Raw genomic sequence first — 18,752 nt, 5'->3', positions numbered from 1 at the left:
CGGCGCGCTTGCTTGGTGGCTGAGCAGCCTAAGAGAAACATGGTCGCTCGGATCAGCTGCTATACTTGGCGGAACTATCGTGGCCGTTTGTCTAATATTTGGGTGGTGGCTGGATAGGCAAGACGCGGGGAAATAAATCTACGGATCGCTTCTGACGTTGCCAGTGTCGTAGCGTCAGTTTGATTGAGCTGATTGATTGCATTGTATGCCGATTGCCCCGGCCCACCCTGACGGGTCAAAATCTCCGCAATCTGCGAATAGATTTTATCCGCCTTGGAACGCAGAACATCGTCGGTGTTTCCTGTTGCTGCCTGCGTTGCCTTCTGTAAGGTGTTCTTCACTTCACCACGAGCAAGTGACCCGATAACCCCCGGCTGCGTGTAATCTTTCACACGCTCATCCATGGCCTGACGCGCATATGTCTTTGAGTTCTGCGTGACACCAGCACGAAGTTCGAACGACTTCGTTGCGCGATCAAGCTCTTTAAATAGGTTCTGGCTTTTTTCAGGTCCGATTGTCAGCAGAACCTTTTCGCGGCTTGATGTGCTGGAAAGGTCTTTCAGTGCTTTAATCGCTTCGCGAGCATCAATGTCACCATCAGAAACTGCACGCGTGACGTTTGCAATCCGGTCATCAATGGCTTGACGGATATTCTTCACAAGCTCAGCCTTTTCAGCCTTAGGAAGGCCGGTAAGAAACTGCTGCACTTCCTGACGTTTAACGCCGCTGCCCATCATGTCGTAACCGAATTGAGCGGCCTTTACCTTTCCAATTTCAGTCCCGGCTACATCGAGAGCCTGCCCATACTCCGGTACCAATGACTTAAGGCGGGACCGAATGTCTTTCGACAGATTGCCATATGCGCGGCCCATCTGCGTTGTTCCGCCAAGCTTGCCCATACCGTCAGCCTGATCTGCAATCTCGTTTAGACCGCGAGTAATATAGTCGAGCCGGCGCACGTCTGGCAGTCGTTCAAGGACGACAGAACCATCATCGGCCATCTTTGCAAGGATCTGCTGCGACGGTGGCGCACCCTCAACCCGCATAAGATTGTTTGCAGCATCGATTGCGCTTTTGGGAACCCTATTTTTGATCATTTGCTCAATCTCAATACCCTTGGTTGAGGCATAGTTGATTGGCTTCGTGTAGGCTTGATTATAGAGGCCCGATAGAGCCGCACGTCCTGATGAATTTGCAGTGCCTGGCATCGCCATTGTTGGCGCTCCGAATGCGTCATCCATCGCAGATGTTATAGCTGCGCTATCACGCGATACCCGCTGAGAGATTGCATCACGCGCAACTCGTGCGCCCGAACCACTACGTTGAATGGTCTGGTCAAGCAGGCTTTGAGCAGTTGGACCAGCATCTACAAGCATGGCTTCCTGACCCGCGCGCGCCATATTCTGCCGCCCGACTGCGCCGAGTGTATTATCGGCTTCCAGAACATCACCAATCACACGCAATGCTTCTGGTGTAGCGCCAGCCTGCGACGCGATTGGATTGGCAAGGCGAGAATTCCGGAATGCCTCGTAAGCTTTGGATGCACCGGCTCCAATCGCAGGCATAGCCGCGCCGAGGCTACCACCAATTACCGCACCCCATCCCGCATTTGTCGCGCGATCAGATAAACCTTGACCTTCTCCAGCGCCATAAACGGCTCCGCTGATTAATCCGTCTCCAGTTCCCGCCGCAATCCTGCCCATCAGAGGCGCAGAGGCAAAACGAGTTGAGAGCATGGCAGGAGCCGCCGATGCGGCGACAGCGACACTACCGCCAACTTTGCCAACGGTTGAGGCAATAGGAGAGCGTTCTTCGCGACGACGCTGCAATTCCTCATTCAGCGCCATCTGACGGTTGTATTCCTGCGAGTAATTAAAGCCGTCACCTTTGACCGCATTAATTCCTGCTCGTGCGAGGCCAGTCATAGCTGACACGGCTTCATCACCGAAAGGGATTCCGCCTAGAATGCCGTCGCTGGAATCGCTAAGAGCGTTCGGACCGCGCAAAGCCTCGTATTGATCGGCTTGCTGCTGCACGCTGAAATCGCCAAGATCAGTTGATGCTGCGCGCTCCTGATCGAGTGCTTGATACTTTTCCCACGGAGCAGCTGAGCCTGTTGTGGCTTTCGTTTGGTATTTTTCCCAAGGACCGGCCATCAGTTCACCTTCTCCCAATTCTGTGGGTTTGCTGGGTCGCCACCTTTAAAGCGGTAGCCGTCTTCTACCTGTCCAACCTGTGCACCGGCCTGAGTTGCCGATGCATTGACGGTCTGGGTGTTGGCGAGAGGGTTTTCCAGCTGTGCGAGCCTTTGACGTCCTTGTGTTGGCGTCAGTTCTCGGTTTGCAACCTTTGCCGCAATATCACCCTGCGCTGCTGTGTATTTGGCAATACCACGCATCGTATCAATGATGATCTGGTTGCCTCCGGGAGCGTTTATGATGCGTGGCATAGACTGTTTGAACAGTTCAAGGTCAGCATCAGACATCGGTCCAGAGTCTGCTGGACGCTGGGCAGGCACGAGCTGATTGATAAGTGCTTGTGCAGCCTGCAAATCGTCAACCTCTGGGCCGAGTTTAAGACCATAGTTAGCAGCCAATAGCTTGAAATTAGCGCCTGCACCTGTTGGCGTTGAGTTCAGCAATCCTTCCAGACGGTCAATCTTCATCATAGTGGATCGAGAGTTTGCGCCGTCCTCCAAGAGTGTGCCGAACATATCGGCGCCTTTTTCATCCAGCTTCTTATAGAAGTCTTTGCCTTCACCGTCGCCAATGTTGACATTGGTCTGGGCTGAACCCGCCTTTTTCATATCGATTTGATACTGAGCAAAACTTCCTTGATAGCCCTGACCTTTGGCGAAGTTATATTCTTGTATGTCACTGGTAGGCTTAATCTGCGGATTGCGCAGGTTTTCAACCTCAAGACCAAGCTTCTGCAATTCGAGCATAGCTTTCGGATCGCCGCCCTTGCGCATGTTTTGCAGCACCTGAAAGGTCGCCTGCGGGCTTTGTGCCAATAGTTGCGCTTCACCTTCTGGAATGCCGCGAGAAGTCAGATATTTGACTGTCTGGTTTTCCTGCTTGCGCTCTTGCACGGCGCCAAGGCCACCACCGATCGCAGACAGCAATCCGTTACCTCGGCCTAAACCTTGTAGGAATGCTGAGACGGTCCCCATGTCAAGGCCGCCACCAACCGATTGAGGCTTGGTCTGCGCTTGGCCAGACTGCTGCGGCTGCAAAAGGCTGAGTGAAGCCTGATAGTCCTGTGGCGTAATTGGCGGAGCATTCGCGTCAGGCTGTGGCGGGAAATAGTTCATATCGCCCTGCGGAACCTGCATTGTTTGCTGTGGCTGCGGCTGCGGAATCCCCGCCGTCGCTGTCGGGTCAATCTGCTGTGGCTGCTGCTGACCAGTCATAAGCATATTCTGCGGCATGACCGGCATTTGAGCAGTGAGCATGTTTGGCAGGCCATTAAAGCGATAATCAAACATTATGCGGCCTCCATATCAAAACCGAGCTGTGAATAATCAACACGGTAAAGACCATCTTCGCCTTGCGTGACTGCGCCCGGCTTGTCCGTGAGCAAATCCTGAGCCATGACGCCGCGCCAACGCTTAGTCATGCCGCGATAATTCCACTCATAAAGCTTGAAGCCGTTACGCTCTCCAACAGCCACAATGTTTTCCTTTGTGCGAATGTCAGAAAGCAGGTTGAAGCCTTTTGAGCTACTTTTCTGGCTCCCGGTTGTGGTGCCGTAGTTTCCTGCCGCTCCTGCTGCGGCTGATTGCAAGAGGCCTAGACGCGTCCATCCCTGATTATCTGTTTCCGCGAACTTATCGCGTTCAGCATCGAGTTTGTTCTGTGCGTTCTGGTCAAGCACCTGCCCGCCTGCAAGTTGGTTGCCTGCGGCGTTTGAATAGCCCTGATAGAGCGAGTTGAGGCCTGAGAGCTTGCCGAGATTGGCGCTATCAATCTGACTGTTAGCATTCATCATATTCGACACGTCGGTATTGTACTGATTTGCCATGGCGTTCGTTGCAACTTGCCCCAGCTGGTTAGACATAACGCCAGTGTGCGCGCCGGAGCCGTAGCGGCCAGCGCCTGACATGCTGGAATTGATCGTTGTAGCCGTGTTATTCAGCGTGTTTTGCAGCGCCTCATTGAAAGCGGTGTTGTTGCCGATCATTGAGCCATTAGCCATATTGGCAAGGTTGTTCGCGCTTGATGTGTCGCCAGTTGCCAGTTTATTGACAGCATCTGAATTGTACATACCAGCGGCACCAGTCAGCTTATTGACTGCGCCTGTCGTTGTTCCGTTCAGATCAGTGACACGTTGGCCCTGATAAACATTGCCGCCCTGCCCTGAATTATACAGGTTCAATGCATCCTTGGCAGAAGTCGTAAAGAGCGGCTTTGCCCACGATGGCGGTTCAGAAGTCTGAGTGCTCGATTGTTTGTTGCTACCAAAGCTCATTGCGCCAAATCCTTACGATAACGAAAAACCATCGGCTGAAAGCCGTGCTTTGCCAGTTGTTTCTGCCAGCCAATGCGCCCCATGGCCTGAATTTCTGTAATGCCTTGTGAGAGTGCGAATTTTTCCAATTCCGTCACCAGATCGGCCAGATAAACGCCGCCCTCGCCGCCCAGATCGCACAAGTGCAGGCGTTTTTTGCCTGTTGCCTCTGCGGTATAAATCTCGGTCGTAACAAAGGCTTTGAACACTTCATTCTCATCGAAAATGAGCCAAAGCTGGTTTTTCCCGCTCATAATCCCTGACATGAGGATTTCGACCGTCAGATCATCAGGGTATTTCTCACAGAGCCTGCGCATTGCTGCCGTCAGATCGCGGCCATAAGGTGCAATCTGGTCGATAGTCCAATCTTGCGTGTTGATGATTTTCATCGCCATCCCGCGTCCTCAAACGCCACGTCAAAGCCTGTCAGATGCGACCATTCTTCATCGGCAGGAATGCGGGTCTTAAATCTGTGAAAACGCGCTCTTGAGCGTTTATGAGCAATGCCAGTATTATATGACGGACTTGTTTCAGTGAGCCATTTGACAGGCTCATACTGATTGCGGCGCATCCGAACGCCAACGGACAAGAAAAGCTGGTCTGTATCAACAATCGGGTAGACGCGGCGCGTGCGTTGAATGCGCCCGTCCGTAGCGGCTATCTCCTGAGAGACGAGCGTAGCTTCCATATTACCAGCAGTAAACGAGCCGAGCCGCTTGTTTTTAAACGCTCCTAAGATTGGCGCTCCGCCCTGCCACGCCTTGCTATCAAGAGAAAAAGGCAGCGTATCAAGGTTGGTGCTTATCGAATCCAATCCCTCCAGCGTGTAGCCTGCGGTGTAGAACGGCACGATGTCGGTTGCTGAAATCTCGACCAGTGACCACTGCTGCACACCCCAATCATAAATCAGCATTTCGTTATAAGTGCCGACACCGTTGTAATCCATCGCCCAATAGATGCGAGTATAGAACGGATCGATTACGGCTGACATTTCAGAGAGATTTGAGGCCGCGATACGCGTGAAGACCGTTCTATCAACCTTCTCATACCCGATTGGAAGCAATTCGCCGCCGTCCGCACTGATCTGAAAGAAGCCACCCTCATCAGCGAAGAATGCATATGCACCACGGCAAGCAATCCCCCATGGAGATTTCGCGCCGCGCCTGTCTTGCGCCTTATGGAATGTGAAAATGATGTCTGAACCGGGAACGAACGTACCAGCATAAATTGCAGACTGTAGAAAAATGAGCGGGTTCGTCGCTTCTGTTGATCCTTGAACACGCCCACCGTCTGGAAAGTCTTGATAATCAGAATTGTTTGTGCCTGGTGTCCAAAACTCGCAGTTATTCAAGCCAGACCATTGCACACGATTTGGGTGATCGGGCAACATCATGAGGCAAACAAAATCACCCCAAATCTTGACCAAACCAGCACGCGGCGGATTTCCGCCTAAATCGCGAAATTTGGTATCAACACCTAACTGGTAAACCTGCGGGTCATCATTCTGATTAACCGCAATTACATACTCGCCAAACAGAGCGAACGACCAAGGAGCCTCGTTAGAGGCATGATACCCACCAGTTGCTTTGCTGATCTCATTCCATTCCAGCGTGGTATTATCCAGCAGGTAAAGCCCTGTCGTTGTTCCGCCGAACACATATACCGACTGATCAAGTGAACGAACTGCAAAAACGCCGAGAGGATCTTCGGGGAAAGCCTCAGTTAACGCGCTCCAGTTCTTCATAGGAATATAGCCGTTCGCTGACGGCAGCACATTCAGAAGAAGATCGGTGTATGCAGAATTGATGTCTGCAACGTCAGGCCGGTACTCGGCGGCGGGAATAGCAACCATCAGAATGCCGTCCCAATGATTTTACCGCGTCCATTGCGGCGCGATGTTTCAGCCGATAGCGCGCTGTCTTCCTCGTTGTAGTCGTTCAAAGATGCGCCTGCGAGCGTCGCATCTTTCAGATAGTCCTTATAGAGCTGGTACTTCGCACGCGCTTTGATCAGGTCAAAGGCCTCGGTAAACCAAGCATTGCTATCAGTCGAAGTCTGGATTTCAGCCAGTCGATATGGTCCAAGCTGCAAGCGGATAGTGTATTCTGTGTCGTTCGGAACTGGATAAATCCGAATGCGCTGACCGAAATACGTGAACATGTACGGCTCGCCACGCGATGCGGTATTGTCCGAAACAGTCTCTATGTCTTCCGGCATGACACGGCGCAGGGTTGTGCGCTGGCCGCTTGTATCTTCGCAATATGCTGCAACAACGCGCACAAGTGACGAAATATTGGCGTTATCGGCCTTATCGTACCATTCCCGGCCCGCAACTGTTTTGAACGTCACATCGCGGGTTTCGTTGAAGTAATAAACATTGCGCTCGCAGAACCGAATTGCCGAGAAAATGCAATTCTGTATCTGGGCTGTATATTCGCCGGTCGTGTCGTCAACTTCATCGGCAATGACCGTCATCATGTCGTAGAATGTCCGGTCCTGCGCGTCGAGAAGCGCCGGGATTGTGTTATTCGGGCCGGAAGTGGTTACAAGAATAGCCATTATTTACCCTTGCTTTTTTTGCCAGCCAGTTTCGGCGGTTCAGACTTTTCCGGCTTTGGCTTTGCATCACCAAAATCCAAGAGCGACCAATCGGTATCATCCATGGGGAACCTTGCGGAAAGGACGAGCCGAAGCCCGCCCCTCATCCGATTAAGCAGGAGCTGCGTAGGTGGAAACGACAATCACGCCGAAATCGGAATTGTTGTTGTTGAAGACGGTCTTCTTCATGCCGAGAATGGTCTGGGCAGAAACGCCGAGTTCACGCTGGTAATCGAAGGTTTCTTCGATGCGCTTGAACTTCTCCGGGGTGTTCTTCATGCCGAATGCAGCCACAGCAGACTGAGCACCAAGGAGAACAGCACGGCGAACGCTCGGAACTTCGGTCTGAGTGGTTGTGCCAGCCACACCAGTCGTCACATGCTCACTTTCACGAAGAATGACGTTATTGTAAACGCCAAGCGCGCCAGAGAAGATCGGGTTATCAGAGCCGCGCTTTTCAGCCGCTTTCTGAATGTCCAGCCACTGCCCCGTTGAGGTGTTCGTGCGCATGGAAGTAACCTGTGTTGGATGCAGATACATCACGTAGTGATTGCCACCATCAATACGAACAGGCCGGATTTTCGGGTTGGCAAGCTTTGCGCGCTCAACAGCTTTGTCGATGAGTTCAAGCTTGAAGGTATCAGTCGAAGTCAGTGCACCTGTTCCCGCTTCTGCTGTCGCAGTTCCTGCAAAAATCTGGCGGGTTGGAGCTGTGACCGCGTTGAAGCCGGTATGAACGCCACCAAGCGTAACGGTGCGGCCTTCAAACCCGATCGATGGCGCTGTGTAACCACAGACATGCAGGAAGAACATCAGCGACATGCGGTCAGCATACCAATCAACCAGACCGGCGTTTGCTTCTTCACGCATATCGAAAAGAACGCGCTGCGCATCGATAGTCTGCTCATTGCGAACACGAACAGCATGCGCAAGTTCGTTGATCATAATGGCGTCATTATAGGTGCTGAGTGCTTCTTCGTTGCCTTCCAGCATTGTGCCTTCGGACACACCGTCACCAATAAGCTGAGTGCGCAAGCCGAACGTGACCTTATCGCCTTTGCCCTTCTGCGTTTCATCCTTAAGCTGGATGATCGAATTGGTGCCAGTGCTCATCAAAGGAGCGATAGGAGTTGCTTTGGAAACTTCCTGTGCAAGCTTCTTAGCCCACAGTTTTACGGTCAGTGCGTTGTTTGACGCAATGGTAGTTGTAGCCATGGTGGCTCTCCAGTGAAACGTTGAAAAATCAAGGGGATTTGTCGCGGTGACGCTGCGAGCGAGGCGAAGCCGACTTTAACCCTCGGCGCGGGCTGATTGGCTATCGTGCAATCAAACGAAGATCGGTTTTAAGCCGTGACCTGGGCTTTAATGGCCACCGCTAAGCGCGATAGCCTTGCTTGGTAGGATTGTGACCAAGGTGCGTTTTGGCCCAGGTCACATGCCCTGTAGTATCTTGTTGAAACGCTTGGCGTTCGCTGGATTGGTCATCCAAGCGTCAAATTCATCCGCCGGCATTTCCAGAATGGCTTGCGCTGACAATGGATCAGCCATTGCATTGCCATTTGTCCCGGCGATGGTCTTTGATCCAGCCTGCGCTTCAATAATCTTATCGATCTTGCCAGCGGTTGGAGCGGGTGCGGCGGCCACATATCCATAGCCTTTAGCAATTTGATAGACGGCCTGCGCGGGGTCTTGGCCCGCCTGCTTTGCCTGAATGATGATCTGGCGAAGCTCTGCGTTAATCTGAGCGACACGCGCCTGCTGATTGCCGAAGTTTGGATCAACTGCCGCAAACGCCTGCAACTGATTGTCACGAAGCTGTGCAAGGAACCCTGTCGCCTGATCAAAATCCGGTATGGATGCCTTGGCCTGATTAACGCTGTTATCCCATGTTGACCATATAACTTGTTCTTGCTGCTGGCTCTGTTCGCGTTGCTGCTGTTCCTGCGCCTGCTTCTGCCGCTCAGCTTTATCAGCTTCGAACTGTTTACTCTGCCACAGAAGATGCCCGATAATGTCTTCATTGGGATCGGGTGGAGCTTCTTCCTTTGCTGCTTCCGGCTGCTTGCCAGATGCCAACAAAGTATTCCAGCGGTCTTCAAAGATTGCCAGCTTCTGCGCAAGTTCCGCTTTCTCGGCCTCGGCCTTCTTGCGTTCCTCACGTTCGGCATGGAACGCACCATGAGGCACAAATCGGCCCTTGTCGTCGCGCTCTTGCTGTTCTGGCTGTTCTTCTGTCTGCTGGGTTAAATCAGCGCCAGTGGGCTGTTCTTCGACTTCTGTGCCTGCCTCAGCTTCCAGCGTGCTTTCGTCGCCACCAGATGCGAAATAAGCTTCCTCAGCGGCGGTAAAGCCACTATTGTTTTCTGGCTCAACCGACATTGTAGGCATCCTTTTTTACAATTTTTATGGCTTGTCGCGCCCAAGATTTGGCCGAATTGGACCGGGCAATAATCCCGGAGGATGGGTTTAAGTGATCTATGCTAGGTGATCGCTTCCCTGACCCTGTGTAATCAATTGACCTATCAGACACGCCTGCAAATTTACGCTCCATGCTTCCCAGCAAGCACGCTCTTCCAGCCGCATCTCCCATAGTGAAAACACCTGGGAATGAGGTGATTTTCGTTTCCCCATCGGCATCTTCTATGCGTTTTATTCGATACAAGTGCGCGTCTTCTACGACATATCGAACTCTAGCCATTTTCCACCTATTTGCCCTTATCGTGGGCGAACGAAGCTAGTTGCGGACTAGCAGCCGAAGCCGTCTTTTGACGGGATTAGGTTCGTGCCTCGAAAATCAGCACGTCATCAAAAATAGCGTGTAAACAGATTGGCCAACGCTTCCCAAACTTTGGCCCAAAACTAATGTCAGCCGTTCGGATTCCACTGAGCCAAGTCTCCGCTGAAATTTTGCTACGGAGAGACACTATTTGACGCAAAGACAACGTTAGGCGCTTTGTACCGTTCTTAACGGTCAATTTTCCACGCCCACGATAATAACTATCGATTGGACGCCCTTCTAAATTAGGAAGATCAAATAAAGCACTCATGCATTTCCACGCCGTGTATTTGCGTTCTGCTGGCGAATGCTCGTCTGGGCTGCCTGATTAGCAGCCTTGACCATATCAATCTCTGCCTTTTGCTCGGCAGTTCGTAGTTCAAGTTCTGCTTTCTGCTGCTGCACAAACAGGTCAACAGCATCGGACTGCTGTTTAACAGCCGCCTGCTGCTGCTTAGCCTGAATGTCAGCCGCCTTGCCCTGCATATCGAGCTGATGCTTTTGCATTTCTGCCTGCATCTTAATTTCTTCCGGCGAAGGCTGTGGCGGTTGCTGTGCGGCTGCTTCCTGATCTTCCTTAGCCTTCTTCATCCACTTATCTACGAGCGTTGCTGGTAGTGGCGTGTATTTGGCAATCTCAAGGATCATGTCAGGCGTAATCACGTCCTTGAGCAGCGGTAACAACTGCTGCAAGATGCCCCATGTCCGCTCCTTCTCATTTGGCGAGCTTGGCGCGTCATCAATAATAATGTCGTACTGAACATCAGCAATGTTTTTACGCATCAGCGGAACATATTCGGCCTTTTCGTCTCCTACGATGCGGATCAGACGACCGTCTGCAAGATGGTTCTGGATCAGATAAAGCAGAATGCGGCCCTGCCGCTTGCGATACCGGCGCAGGCTGTTGAACAGCGAAGCCAGCAGATTGAGTGACGACTGACGGCGCTGGGCTTCCAAAACCCCAGCCTGGTCAACTTCACGCGTGCCGATGAACTCAGGAGATAGGCCCGTTACCTGATTGATTGCCTCTTTCGCCTCATTGAACAAAGCAAAGAAGCCAGTCGGAAACTGTGCCGTTGGTTTTGGCTGTATCTTTCCCGTAGCGAGTGTGTTCTTTTTCGCCCATGTGATGCTATCAGAGCGCGCCCAACTTTCCTCTGCCTGACGATCATCCTCAAAAGCATCGCGCTCGGCGATAATGCCACCTTTGGACTGGCTATTGAGCAGATGCATCACCTGCGAGAAGAATTTGTTGCTCCAGCGCTGCGGGTCTTTGGTTGGCCTTACGACACCATAGAACTGGCGTTTCAGCTTATCACGATAGCCAGTGATGCACTCCCAACCGAACATACCCTTCGGCACCATGGGGGCATCAACATCACCTATAATTCCGGTACCGATGAAAGCCCGCTTCACAACCTTGCGTGTCTGCTTGGCAACCTTAATGCCTGCGGCTTCAAATAGTTTCGCCTGCTCTTTCGCCACTTCCAGAATTTCGCCCGTTGTCGGGTCTTGCATACGGTAATACTGCTCAGGCTCCAGCCAGCGAGCCTCCACAATCGTGCGCAGATTTTTGCTGTCATCATCCGACGATTTGCCGTCATAGCTCGTTTCATCATTGTGATGCGTGCCGTCCACATTGCCAGACTTAGCCCATGATGCGTTCAACACTTCCGGGTCAACGTCAGGGAATAGAGCCATCCATTCAGATAGTGGCTTCTCATCGACGTAGAAAAGATGTTGCGCGTCTTCTAGATTTGGCTTTACTGCCGATGCATCCCAGACAAACTTGAGCGGGTCGAGACGCAACACGACCGGATCAAAGTCGGGATTGTTGCTGTCATCTAACCGCGTGTCAGTCCAACCCATCCCGCAAATGACATTATCCTCAAACGCATCGCTGTCTTCATCTTCCGCGTTGGCTTCATCACGGAACCATTCTGCCGCGTTAGTGAGAAGCTCGTTTGCTTCTGCCTTACCCACCTGACGCGGGATAAACCGCACCTCCCGGCGATTATTTATCTCAGCGCCGATGACGGCATTCACCAATGGCGCAACGCGATTGAAGGTCATAACGGGGCGCTTTTGCGCTCTCAGAGCCTGAATATCCTCATCAGCCCACTGGTCACCATTATAGAACGCATAATCTTCACGGGCCTGCTCGCGCCATTCAAGAACACGCGGCAAGTCAGCCTTAAACCAGCCCTTGAGCTTTTTCAGCAGGCTATCGTGGTCAAGGCGCGACGTGTCTTTACGCTCAGCTTCTGCTGAGGCGTTCAATTCATCTTCTGCCATTGATTAAACCTATCCTGCCATCCAACTTGTAGATGATGACGAACGGCCACCGTAGCGGCTCTGTCTGCCCTGAATGCGCGGCTGCTCATAATGAACTGCCATGAGGCCGAATGCGTCGGCACTGTGTGACGCCCAATCGTGGTTTGGTCCAAGACCTATGCCGCGCTGCTCGTCTTTCTTTTCGTGATACCAGCCCAGCGCATCGCGTCCGGCTTCTGTTGTGGATTCATTGAACCAAATCGAAGGGAACAGCCTGCGGACTGCTTCAATGCGCATCTTTGCCGCGCCCGCGCCTTGGTTTGGAACGACTTCGACTTCAAAGTCCGCTTCTTCAAGCGCACTTCTGAAACTTACGTCATGCACCTTGTCTTTTGTGTCACCATCATGCGGCAGCACACAAAGGGCTTTTCCATATCCATTATCGCGAAGCCATTGCACATGAACAGATAATGGCTGTCCCTGCGCTTCATAATGATCGAGAACGCGAATTTCCCGGCCAATGAACTGCACAATCCAGATTGCGGTTGCATCAGACTTGGCGCCAGTTCCTCCAATATCCCAATAAGCCCGGATCGTCATAAGCGGGTCTTTAGCGACCTTGCCAATGCGATGCTCACTCTTGGCTTCGTTTAACGATTTTGCGAAGTAAGCCCCAGCGATTGCCGTTCTAAACTCACCTTCCCAGACATGCCCGTATTGATCAGGTCGCTCACGCTGATCGGCCATACGGACGCGATCAAGAATGTCTGGGAACCATGGGTTGTCCTGCCAGTTCACCTCTGCAATCTTGTGCAAAGGGTTATCTGACTTGAAAAAACGCTGATTGGTTGCGCTGTCTTTGCGTTCCGGGTTCCATGTTACCCATAGTTCGCTGTCTTCTTCACGAAGCGTCGGGATCAATGTGGCCCATGCTGTCTCGGTGACAGGCTCCGCTTCTTCAACCCAGCACACCAGAATGCGCGATTTTGATTTCACGCTATTGATGTTGCGATCAAGACCGGCAAACTTATAAGCAATGCGCCCTGACTTGGTGCGCACATACTTTTCACCAATATCAAAATGCGGCAGCAACCAATCACAGCCACGAATTGCCGCCTTTACTTCCTCCAGCGAGCTTTCATCAAGTGAGTTCATGAACTGCCGACAGCATAGAATCATGCCGTTGCGCTCTTCCTGATCCCACATATAAGCCCGGATAGCAGACATGAGAGCAAATGAGCGCGTCTTGCCCGATCCTCGCCCACCATGTGCACCGCGAACGTCAGCTTTGCCGGTAAAAACCGGGATAAGCTTAGGCGGTAGCTCAATCCTCGCTGTCGTCATCTGGCGCTACCAATTCAATGCGCGTGACAGTCTGCAACGGATTATCTTCATCGCCCTTATGCTCGACACTTGAAAGCTTTGGATGCACAAAGGGAGCGGCCTTCTCTGCTGCCCACATCCTGTCCTTTGGGTCAGCTTTATTGTCGCGCAGAACATTCAGCATATATTCGAGTGGCGTCAGGCCATCAGTTGAAGCCTTATTCGCTATATCTCTCGTCTTTGCAGTAACAGCGCCAGCAGGACGGCCAGCACCTTCGCGCTTACCTCCGCGAGCCATGTTTGATTTCCTTTGATTAAATTCAATTAGCAAGGCTCATCGTCTGCACAATAAGACTTAGGCTTTGGAGCGCCATGAGGATGAGCGCCAGACTTATTGAGGCGATAGAAGAACCACACCACTGCAATGCATAGCGCAAACGCAGAGAGAGCGAGAAGCTTGGCGGTCATCAGCATGTGACTTTTGGCACAAGAGCCGGGTTAATCTCGTCAGCGACAAATTTCTTTACCGCATTATCGTATCGCTGATCCCATCCCTTGGGCTGGAATGGTGGCGTTGGAATGCCAAAGCTGCCCGGAGCGACCATCTTATCGATCTTACCAAGCTTTGCCTGCACCTTTCCCCACTGGTCAGCATTTGGGACGCCATCGGTGAATGCTTCGCTGAAACCTTCAAGCCATGCTTTGAATTCACTGAGTGTCATCGATGCTCATCCCTTACAAAGCCGATCTGATCCATCATGCGAATGATCGGAAAGCCGTCAGCGTCAATTATGCCTGTGTCTACCGGCTCTGGTTCATGCACTGTTTGTGACAGGCTATCGAGCGCATTGGCTTCATACCAATCCATGCGAGGGCGGCGGAGAGAGACATAGCGAGGCATTATGCTGAATTCTCCAATGACCTATAGACGATCAACCAATTCTTTGCTCCTATGGCGGCGCAAAGGAGGGCTTAAAATGGCTACTGAATACCCGGTTGGAACTCACGTTTTACTCTACCGAATGGGCGGAAGCTGGAGCGTTATTTCCTGCTATCCCGTAGGGTTTGCAGTTCCTAGCGACGCTATGAAATTTGATCTAAGGACTAAGGATTCATTTGAGGAAGCATATGCACACATTTTGCAGTTTCATCTGGATCCTACGCTAACAGGTGGCTACGACCCGGAAAAGGATGAAACGAGTGAATCTGGTGAGATACCCGATGGGGCTATTATTGATCTTGAAAGAGATAGAAACTCTTGGAAAGCCATAATCAGGTATCCACTGGGCGGGATGAGCTTCAGGGCAGCACCCTACCGATCCATCAAAGAAGCTCTTGACGGAATTTCGATGAATTCGGTGCTTTAAACTTAAGAGAGGCGGCCCACCCCGCCTCTCATTCTGTTCTGGCCCTCCTGTCACTGCATCCCTCGTTGCAGGAGCGTTACCGGATGCACGGCACCAGAAACTAAAAAAGCGGCCCGAAAGCCGCTGTAACTAGGCGCAATTCTGCACCTTAAAATGTGATGTCATTTATTCGGTGATTTGCTCTTTCTGTCAAGCATGAAATGCCTGTGAAGCGCATTGCACACAAGTCGTGCACTTCCGAGTAGATGAGACATCATTTCACCCTTGATGATGATGTGTTGAAGACCGGCCCACAGGTTTTCTGTCCGGTTTTCATCCTGCGCATCTTGGATTGCTTGATTGGCCTTGGTGATTGCGCCTTTGACGCGCTGGCACCACTGCTCGTACGCTTCCGGGTCTGAGCTATCAACGCAACCATGAGCCTCGTAATATGCGCCGGGAGATTGAAGCGATTTGCTGTAATCGTTCCTGAGTTCCAGATAACGCAAGGCCGCCTCATATTGATCTTGGCTTAAACCGTCCACTCTCCCCATCATGGCAAGCCGACCGAGCAAAGTTGATGACAAAGGGTCTATCGCCTGCGCTTTGGTCAAATTATGCATCCTCATCCGCGCTTCTAGCGCAACCTTTGCAGGCGGTTCTTTTGCCCTTGATATGCGGCCATTTGCTTCGCGCAACTCACCCTCCTTCTTTGGCCTTCCCCTACCTCGTTTTGCTCTCAGCTTTTCCGCCTTGCTATACGCCGCCATAGTGTTTCCTCATCGCCTGGGGTTATCTGAATTTCGGATGGGTGATTGCCGCTAAAATCATTTCCATCGCGATTTGCTTGTGATCGTGCTGCGAGCGTCCAATGTCGACATATGCCTTTAAGCCCGATGGGAGGTGCGTAACCTGAACGCCACTAGGCATACCCACATGCTGCCCACCTTTCTGGTGGATGCCGTGGATTGGGTAGACCTCGAATTTCAACTGATCAGCGGGGATTTCCATCGCCCTCTCCTATGCCGCTTGCTCGATGCCGCGCAGCTTGTTTCGTGCCTTGTCTAAAAGCTTCACAACCTCCGCCTCTGTCTTTCCCAAAATCCTTGCTATCTCCACTGTGTCGTAGCCTTTGCGGAAAAGCCGGTAGGCCTGTGCTGGACATGAATTTCCGTTAAGAACTTTCTTCTGGCTTCCAATGCGCTTGATAAGTGCTGGAGCGTAGCCTTTGTGTTTTCCCATAGGGTGATGAGTTGAAAGCATCATGCAGCCTTCCCTGATTTTTTGAGGCGCGCCAGTGTGGCGTCTCTGCCGTGCTGCTTGATGAAACGCGCTGCTTCCTCTCTGCTATCGAAGTCAAAGCGGTTCTTTGCGTGAATGATTGTTGTGTGGTCACGGCCACCTAGAAGCTTTCCAAGTTGTGGAAGGCTCTGGTCAGGGCGAAACGCCCATGCGCAAAGGATTGCATAGTGGCGCAGATCAGTCATGGCGCGCATACGGCGATGACCTAGAATGTCTTGTGCCGTGTACTTGGTGCCTGCTACTGCATGAATGACGATGTCTTTGACAGGTGAGCGCGCGCCTAGAATTATCTCGACTGCTCGGAAGCTGGAGACGATCGCCACAGATTTTGCAATGGCTTCCAGCTTCTCAGCTGCTTCGCGCTCTGCTTCTTCCTTCGCAGCGGCCTGAGCCTCCAGCATCAAACGCTCTTGCCGTTTTCGCTCTGCATTGCGCTGCGCTATGATACGCGCCGCACCCTGATTTGTACGGGTTGCTGAAACTGCGAACATTATGCGGCCTCCACACTCAGTGGGCCGTAAACCGTCCCGGTTTTTGCGACCCATAGCGAACCGACAGGATATTCATGCTTTGCACGGTGCACCCATGAGCCATGATCGATCCCAACGGCGATAATTTTGCGGCCTTTGGTATTGTCTATTTTGCTGGCCTTGCGATGATGCTCTGCTGCTTCCCTGCGCGCTGCCTCTACCTCACGGACATAAGCCATGCTGTCGAGGATCGGCTTCATGACGCGCTCGCACTCACGGCGGAGTTCTGGCGGCGAAGGCATGAAACCATGCTGTAGCTCTGAATGGCCCTGAATGATGTTCTGGACAGCCATTTCTAAGCTGTGACGAGAAACACCGTGAAGCGCCCGGAAATAGACTTCCTTGAACAACTTACGGTCACTTTGAACCCGCGCCTGCAATGCGGAGAGGATGTACATTGCCTTCGAAATATCCTCCTCCGTGACCAACATCGAGTATGCTTGATTGGTGGCTATCTGGTTCATCTCGTAAAATTCCTCTCTCAATCAGTTCGTCTCGCCAAATGTCAGTCGCGCTCTCACCACGTCGGTACGGCGGATCTGATCGATGCGCGGAGAATTTCGGATCGGCTTCATCGAGCCAACACTGGCCGTTGAGCCACGTCGAAGCGTGTTTGGTGAATTCGGGGTTTTCGCCTTGGCGGCTGGCGGCATAGCGACGAATGCCAGCCATGATCGTTTCCAGATCGTTTTGCTTTCGAGCAGCACGGAAGGCCTTGAGAGCCTGACCCTTGCCGACACGGCGGGGATAGGCTGGCCAAAACTGCTGTTCAAATTCGCTTTCGAAATCGGGTTTGACCGGAACATCTGAACGAAGTGAAGATGTATTATCTGTATCTGTATCTGTATCTGTATGGTTGAACGCCTGTTGAACGTCCGTTGAAGTCAGTCTTTGTTTTTGTTGCCTTTTTTCGGCACTTGCTTTTCCTGCCTTGGAATTAATTTTCAACTTGTGCGCACGACTTGAAATTTCAGCTTCGGCGCGATGATTGGAAATCATGCCGTCGACAAGCTCCAGCTTTCCAAGTTCGATGAGCTTTTCGACTGTCTTAACGAACGTCGATTCACGCATGCCGCAATAGGTTGCGAGACGCATGACGTGGTATTCGACGGGGCCGTTTTCTTCATAGATGCGGCAAAGCATCATCGTGTAGACGCCGACTTCCTGAGCCGATAGACCACGAACGCCATGCATGAAATCTGACGGGTAAAAATCGAAATACGGGATCCGGTCTTTGCTCATGACGCTAACGCCTCCTCGGCACGCTGCAAGATGACGACACATTCCTCTTTCAAACCGGCATCCCACGTCATTGTGAGGCGTTCACAGAGGCTGTCGTTCTTGATGACCTTGTAATGCTGGAGAACGTCGAGAAGCGCTTTCATGCGGTTGTCGAGGTCCATGCGCTTATGCGGACGCTTCAAAGCAACTGATATGCTGAAAGGCCCGTCGATGAACTCGTTCTTGCGGTTGAGGAAGAAGCCGCAGTCTTTGCGCCACTTCGCGTATTCAGGCGAAAGGCGACGAGACTTGCCCCAGCCGACATAAATATCCCAGACAGACGGAGGGAACGGCAGCGCGAGCCTGATCATGCTGCACCTCCGAATAACTCGCCCTGTCGAGCGTCTTTGCGGTCGAGCATGCGCAGAACGGTTTCGCCACGATGCTCTTTATCCCAGACGAACCAGGCATTGAGCATTGGCGGTGCGCCCTGACCGGTGAAATCAATCTTCCAGCGCATTAGGTAGACGCGCGCCGGAGGGAATCGGCCCCAGAAGGACGCAAGGCCACCTGCCCCCGGCCATGACCAGTTGAGCAGTAGCGCCATGTAATCAACGTCAAGTGTATCAAGCGCGTGGTACAGCCAGCGTGCTTTGCCATTGCCCCATCCGCATTGATCGAATGGAGGATTCGTTACGATGGCAGGCGCTGGCGATACGGGAAAATCATAGAAAGACCGAATATCCGCATCACAGCCTGTCAATCGGCGTTTAAACGGGACCCCTTATCGGCGTCCAAAAAGTACCCCTCCTTTAGGTTGCAAGGTTTAGCGTGCGCGGGCCCGGAACTTTAAATTTAGTGCAGGGTCTGCGC

The 18,752-nt window shown here is 52.2% G+C and carries 22 protein-coding genes; 1 reads left to right on the top strand and 21 read right to left on the bottom strand.

Going from position 1 to position 18,752, the window contains the following annotated elements:
* Window positions 1-74 precede the first annotated feature (74 nt).
* The 13 genes from ABE527_RS18980 to ABE527_RS18920 form a co-directional block, all read right to left on the bottom strand.
* Window positions 75-2,156 carry a hypothetical protein gene (locus tag ABE527_RS18980; RefSeq protein ID WP_499697961.1) on the bottom strand — a complete coding sequence of 694 codons (2,082 nt, stop codon included), beginning with the start codon at window positions 2,154-2,156 and terminating at the stop codon, window positions 75-77.
* On the bottom strand, window positions 2,156-3,487 hold the full coding sequence (locus ABE527_RS18975) for a hypothetical protein (RefSeq protein WP_499697960.1): 1,332 nt from the start codon (window positions 3,485-3,487) through the stop codon (window positions 2,156-2,158). The genes ABE527_RS18980 and ABE527_RS18975 overlap by 1 nt, the downstream gene beginning before the upstream one ends.
* Window positions 3,487-4,470: a BaGTA-type gene transfer agent maturation protease BgtD gene (gene bgtD, locus ABE527_RS18970; RefSeq protein WP_499697959.1), complete on the bottom strand. Its 984-nt coding sequence runs from the start codon at window positions 4,468-4,470 to the stop codon at window positions 3,487-3,489. Before bgtD ends, ABE527_RS18975 begins: the two co-directional genes overlap by 1 nt.
* Complete coding sequence (locus ABE527_RS18965) at window positions 4,467-4,904, bottom strand: hypothetical protein (RefSeq protein ID WP_499697958.1); 438 nt, start codon at window positions 4,902-4,904, stop codon at window positions 4,467-4,469. The genes bgtD and ABE527_RS18965 overlap by 4 nt, the downstream gene beginning before the upstream one ends.
* Window positions 4,895-6,361 carry a gene transfer agent protein BgtE gene (bgtE, locus tag ABE527_RS18960; RefSeq protein WP_499697957.1) on the bottom strand — a complete coding sequence of 489 codons (1,467 nt, stop codon included), beginning with the start codon at window positions 6,359-6,361 and terminating at the stop codon, window positions 4,895-4,897. The genes ABE527_RS18965 and bgtE overlap by 10 nt, the downstream gene beginning before the upstream one ends.
* Window positions 6,361-7,068, bottom strand: a complete 708-nt coding sequence (locus tag ABE527_RS18955; protein WP_499697956.1) for a phage adaptor protein — start codon at window positions 7,066-7,068, stop codon at window positions 6,361-6,363. The genes bgtE and ABE527_RS18955 overlap by 1 nt, the downstream gene beginning before the upstream one ends.
* A 150-nt stretch (window positions 7,069-7,218) precedes the next feature.
* Complete coding sequence (gene bgtG / locus ABE527_RS18950; protein WP_499697955.1) at window positions 7,219-8,322, bottom strand: BaGTA-type gene transfer agent major capsid protein; 1,104 nt, start codon at window positions 8,320-8,322, stop codon at window positions 7,219-7,221.
* 216 nt (window positions 8,323-8,538) lie between these two features.
* Window positions 8,539-9,486: a hypothetical protein gene (locus ABE527_RS18945; protein WP_499697954.1), complete on the bottom strand. Its 948-nt coding sequence runs from the start codon at window positions 9,484-9,486 to the stop codon at window positions 8,539-8,541.
* Window positions 9,487-10,150: 664 nt separating this feature from the next.
* Window positions 10,151-12,178: a portal protein gene (locus tag ABE527_RS18940; RefSeq protein WP_499697953.1), complete on the bottom strand. Its 2,028-nt coding sequence runs from the start codon at window positions 12,176-12,178 to the stop codon at window positions 10,151-10,153.
* A gap of 9 nt (window positions 12,179-12,187) precedes the next feature.
* A complete protein-coding gene (locus ABE527_RS18935; protein ID WP_499697952.1) occupies window positions 12,188-13,501 on the bottom strand; it encodes a PBSX family phage terminase large subunit in 1,314 nt (437 codons plus the stop codon).
* Window positions 13,482-13,778 carry a hypothetical protein gene (locus ABE527_RS18930; RefSeq protein ID WP_499697951.1) on the bottom strand — a complete coding sequence of 99 codons (297 nt, stop codon included), beginning with the start codon at window positions 13,776-13,778 and terminating at the stop codon, window positions 13,482-13,484. The genes ABE527_RS18935 and ABE527_RS18930 overlap by 20 nt, the downstream gene beginning before the upstream one ends.
* 169 nt (window positions 13,779-13,947) lie before the next feature.
* Window positions 13,948-14,202: a hypothetical protein gene (locus ABE527_RS18925; protein ID WP_499697950.1), complete on the bottom strand. Its 255-nt coding sequence runs from the start codon at window positions 14,200-14,202 to the stop codon at window positions 13,948-13,950.
* On the bottom strand, window positions 14,199-14,381 hold the full coding sequence (locus ABE527_RS18920; RefSeq protein ID WP_499697949.1) for a hypothetical protein: 183 nt from the start codon (window positions 14,379-14,381) through the stop codon (window positions 14,199-14,201). The genes ABE527_RS18925 and ABE527_RS18920 overlap by 4 nt, the downstream gene beginning before the upstream one ends.
* A gap of 76 nt (window positions 14,382-14,457) precedes the next feature.
* On the opposite strand from ABE527_RS18920, the gene ABE527_RS18915 reads away from it, so the two are divergent.
* Window positions 14,458-14,847 carry a hypothetical protein gene (locus ABE527_RS18915; RefSeq protein ID WP_499697948.1) on the top strand — a complete coding sequence of 130 codons (390 nt, stop codon included), beginning with the start codon at window positions 14,458-14,460 and terminating at the stop codon, window positions 14,845-14,847.
* 161 nt (window positions 14,848-15,008) lie between these two features.
* Here ABE527_RS18915 and ABE527_RS18910 read toward each other — a convergent pair whose 3' ends face one another.
* The 8 genes from ABE527_RS18910 to ABE527_RS18875 form a co-directional block, all read right to left on the bottom strand.
* Window positions 15,009-15,596 (bottom strand): hypothetical protein, encoded by a 588-nt coding sequence (locus ABE527_RS18910; RefSeq protein WP_499697947.1) that lies wholly within the window; start codon window positions 15,594-15,596, stop codon window positions 15,009-15,011.
* A 22-nt stretch (window positions 15,597-15,618) separates the two neighbouring features.
* The gene (locus tag ABE527_RS18905) at window positions 15,619-15,837 is read right to left on the bottom strand and encodes a hypothetical protein (RefSeq protein WP_499697946.1); all 219 of its coding nucleotides are present in this window, start codon (window positions 15,835-15,837) and stop codon (window positions 15,619-15,621) included.
* 9 nt (window positions 15,838-15,846) lie between these two features.
* Entirely contained in the window at window positions 15,847-16,092 is a 246-nt protein-coding gene (locus tag ABE527_RS18900) for a hypothetical protein (RefSeq protein WP_499697945.1), read from the bottom strand.
* Window positions 16,089-16,619 carry a helix-turn-helix domain-containing protein gene (locus tag ABE527_RS18895; protein ID WP_499697944.1) on the bottom strand — a complete coding sequence of 177 codons (531 nt, stop codon included), beginning with the start codon at window positions 16,617-16,619 and terminating at the stop codon, window positions 16,089-16,091. The genes ABE527_RS18900 and ABE527_RS18895 overlap by 4 nt, the downstream gene beginning before the upstream one ends.
* A complete protein-coding gene (locus ABE527_RS18890) occupies window positions 16,619-16,951 on the bottom strand; it encodes a hypothetical protein (RefSeq protein ID WP_265987204.1) in 333 nt (110 codons plus the stop codon). Before ABE527_RS18890 ends, ABE527_RS18895 begins: the two co-directional genes overlap by 1 nt.
* A gap of 64 nt (window positions 16,952-17,015) precedes the next feature.
* Window positions 17,016-17,900 (bottom strand): YdaU family protein, encoded by an 885-nt coding sequence (locus ABE527_RS18885; RefSeq protein WP_499697943.1) that lies wholly within the window; start codon window positions 17,898-17,900, stop codon window positions 17,016-17,018.
* Entirely contained in the window at window positions 17,897-18,250 is a 354-nt protein-coding gene (locus ABE527_RS18880; RefSeq protein ID WP_499697942.1) for a RusA family crossover junction endodeoxyribonuclease, read from the bottom strand. The genes ABE527_RS18885 and ABE527_RS18880 overlap by 4 nt, the downstream gene beginning before the upstream one ends.
* Window positions 18,247-18,642: a hypothetical protein gene (locus tag ABE527_RS18875; RefSeq protein ID WP_499697941.1), complete on the bottom strand. Its 396-nt coding sequence runs from the start codon at window positions 18,640-18,642 to the stop codon at window positions 18,247-18,249. Before ABE527_RS18875 ends, ABE527_RS18880 begins: the two co-directional genes overlap by 4 nt.
* Window positions 18,643-18,752: the final 110 nt, after the last annotated feature.

Origin of the sequence: Brucella sp. TWI432 (genome assembly GCF_039674445.1) — a bacterium.
GTDB lineage: Bacteria > Pseudomonadota > Alphaproteobacteria > Rhizobiales > Rhizobiaceae > Brucella > Brucella chromiisoli.
Note: the sequence above shows the minus strand (reverse complement) of the source record. Positions and strands in the feature narration are given on the sequence as shown.

What these genes read in the sequence shown, in the direction of transcription:
- ABE527_RS18880 (WP_499697942.1), bottom strand. Translation starts at nt 18,250, where the DNA reads ATGATCAGGCTCGCGCTGCCGTTCCCTCCGTCTGTCTGGGATATTTAT.
- ABE527_RS18940 (WP_499697953.1), bottom strand. Translation starts at nt 12,178, where the DNA reads ATGGCAGAAGATGAATTGAACGCCTCAGCAGAAGCTGAGCGTAAAGAC.
- ABE527_RS18915 (WP_499697948.1), top strand. Translation starts at nt 14,458, where the DNA reads ATGGCTACTGAATACCCGGTTGGAACTCACGTTTTACTCTACCGAATG.
- ABE527_RS18905 (WP_499697946.1), bottom strand. Translation starts at nt 15,837, where the DNA reads ATGGAAATCCCCGCTGATCAGTTGAAATTCGAGGTCTACCCAATCCAC.
- ABE527_RS18900 (WP_499697945.1), bottom strand. Translation starts at nt 16,092, where the DNA reads ATGATGCTTTCAACTCATCACCCTATGGGAAAACACAAAGGCTACGCT.
- bgtD (WP_499697959.1), bottom strand. Translation starts at nt 4,470, where the DNA reads ATGAGCTTTGGTAGCAACAAACAATCGAGCACTCAGACTTCTGAACCG.
- bgtE (WP_499697957.1), bottom strand. Translation starts at nt 6,361, where the DNA reads ATGGTTGCTATTCCCGCCGCCGAGTACCGGCCTGACGTTGCAGACATC.
- ABE527_RS18945 (WP_499697954.1), bottom strand. Translation starts at nt 9,486, where the DNA reads ATGTCGGTTGAGCCAGAAAACAATAGTGGCTTTACCGCCGCTGAGGAA.
- ABE527_RS18930 (WP_499697951.1), bottom strand. Translation starts at nt 13,778, where the DNA reads ATGGCTCGCGGAGGTAAGCGCGAAGGTGCTGGCCGTCCTGCTGGCGCT.
- ABE527_RS18925 (WP_499697950.1), bottom strand. Translation starts at nt 14,202, where the DNA reads ATGACACTCAGTGAATTCAAAGCATGGCTTGAAGGTTTCAGCGAAGCA.
- ABE527_RS18975 (WP_499697960.1), bottom strand. Translation starts at nt 3,487, where the DNA reads ATGTTTGATTATCGCTTTAATGGCCTGCCAAACATGCTCACTGCTCAA.
- ABE527_RS18955 (WP_499697956.1), bottom strand. Translation starts at nt 7,068, where the DNA reads ATGGCTATTCTTGTAACCACTTCCGGCCCGAATAACACAATCCCGGCG.
- bgtG (WP_499697955.1), bottom strand. Translation starts at nt 8,322, where the DNA reads ATGGCTACAACTACCATTGCGTCAAACAACGCACTGACCGTAAAACTG.
- ABE527_RS18965 (WP_499697958.1), bottom strand. Translation starts at nt 4,904, where the DNA reads ATGGCGATGAAAATCATCAACACGCAAGATTGGACTATCGACCAGATT.
- ABE527_RS18920 (WP_499697949.1), bottom strand. Translation starts at nt 14,381, where the DNA reads ATGCCTCGCTATGTCTCTCTCCGCCGCCCTCGCATGGATTGGTATGAA.
- ABE527_RS18895 (WP_499697944.1), bottom strand. Translation starts at nt 16,619, where the DNA reads ATGTTCGCAGTTTCAGCAACCCGTACAAATCAGGGTGCGGCGCGTATC.
- ABE527_RS18885 (WP_499697943.1), bottom strand. Translation starts at nt 17,900, where the DNA reads ATGAGCAAAGACCGGATCCCGTATTTCGATTTTTACCCGTCAGATTTC.
- ABE527_RS18910 (WP_499697947.1), bottom strand. Translation starts at nt 15,596, where the DNA reads ATGGCGGCGTATAGCAAGGCGGAAAAGCTGAGAGCAAAACGAGGTAGG.
- ABE527_RS18980 (WP_499697961.1), bottom strand. Translation starts at nt 2,156, where the DNA reads ATGGCCGGTCCTTGGGAAAAATACCAAACGAAAGCCACAACAGGCTCA.
- ABE527_RS18935 (WP_499697952.1), bottom strand. Translation starts at nt 13,501, where the DNA reads ATGACGACAGCGAGGATTGAGCTACCGCCTAAGCTTATCCCGGTTTTT.
- ABE527_RS18890 (WP_265987204.1), bottom strand. Translation starts at nt 16,951, where the DNA reads ATGGCTGTCCAGAACATCATTCAGGGCCATTCAGAGCTACAGCATGGT.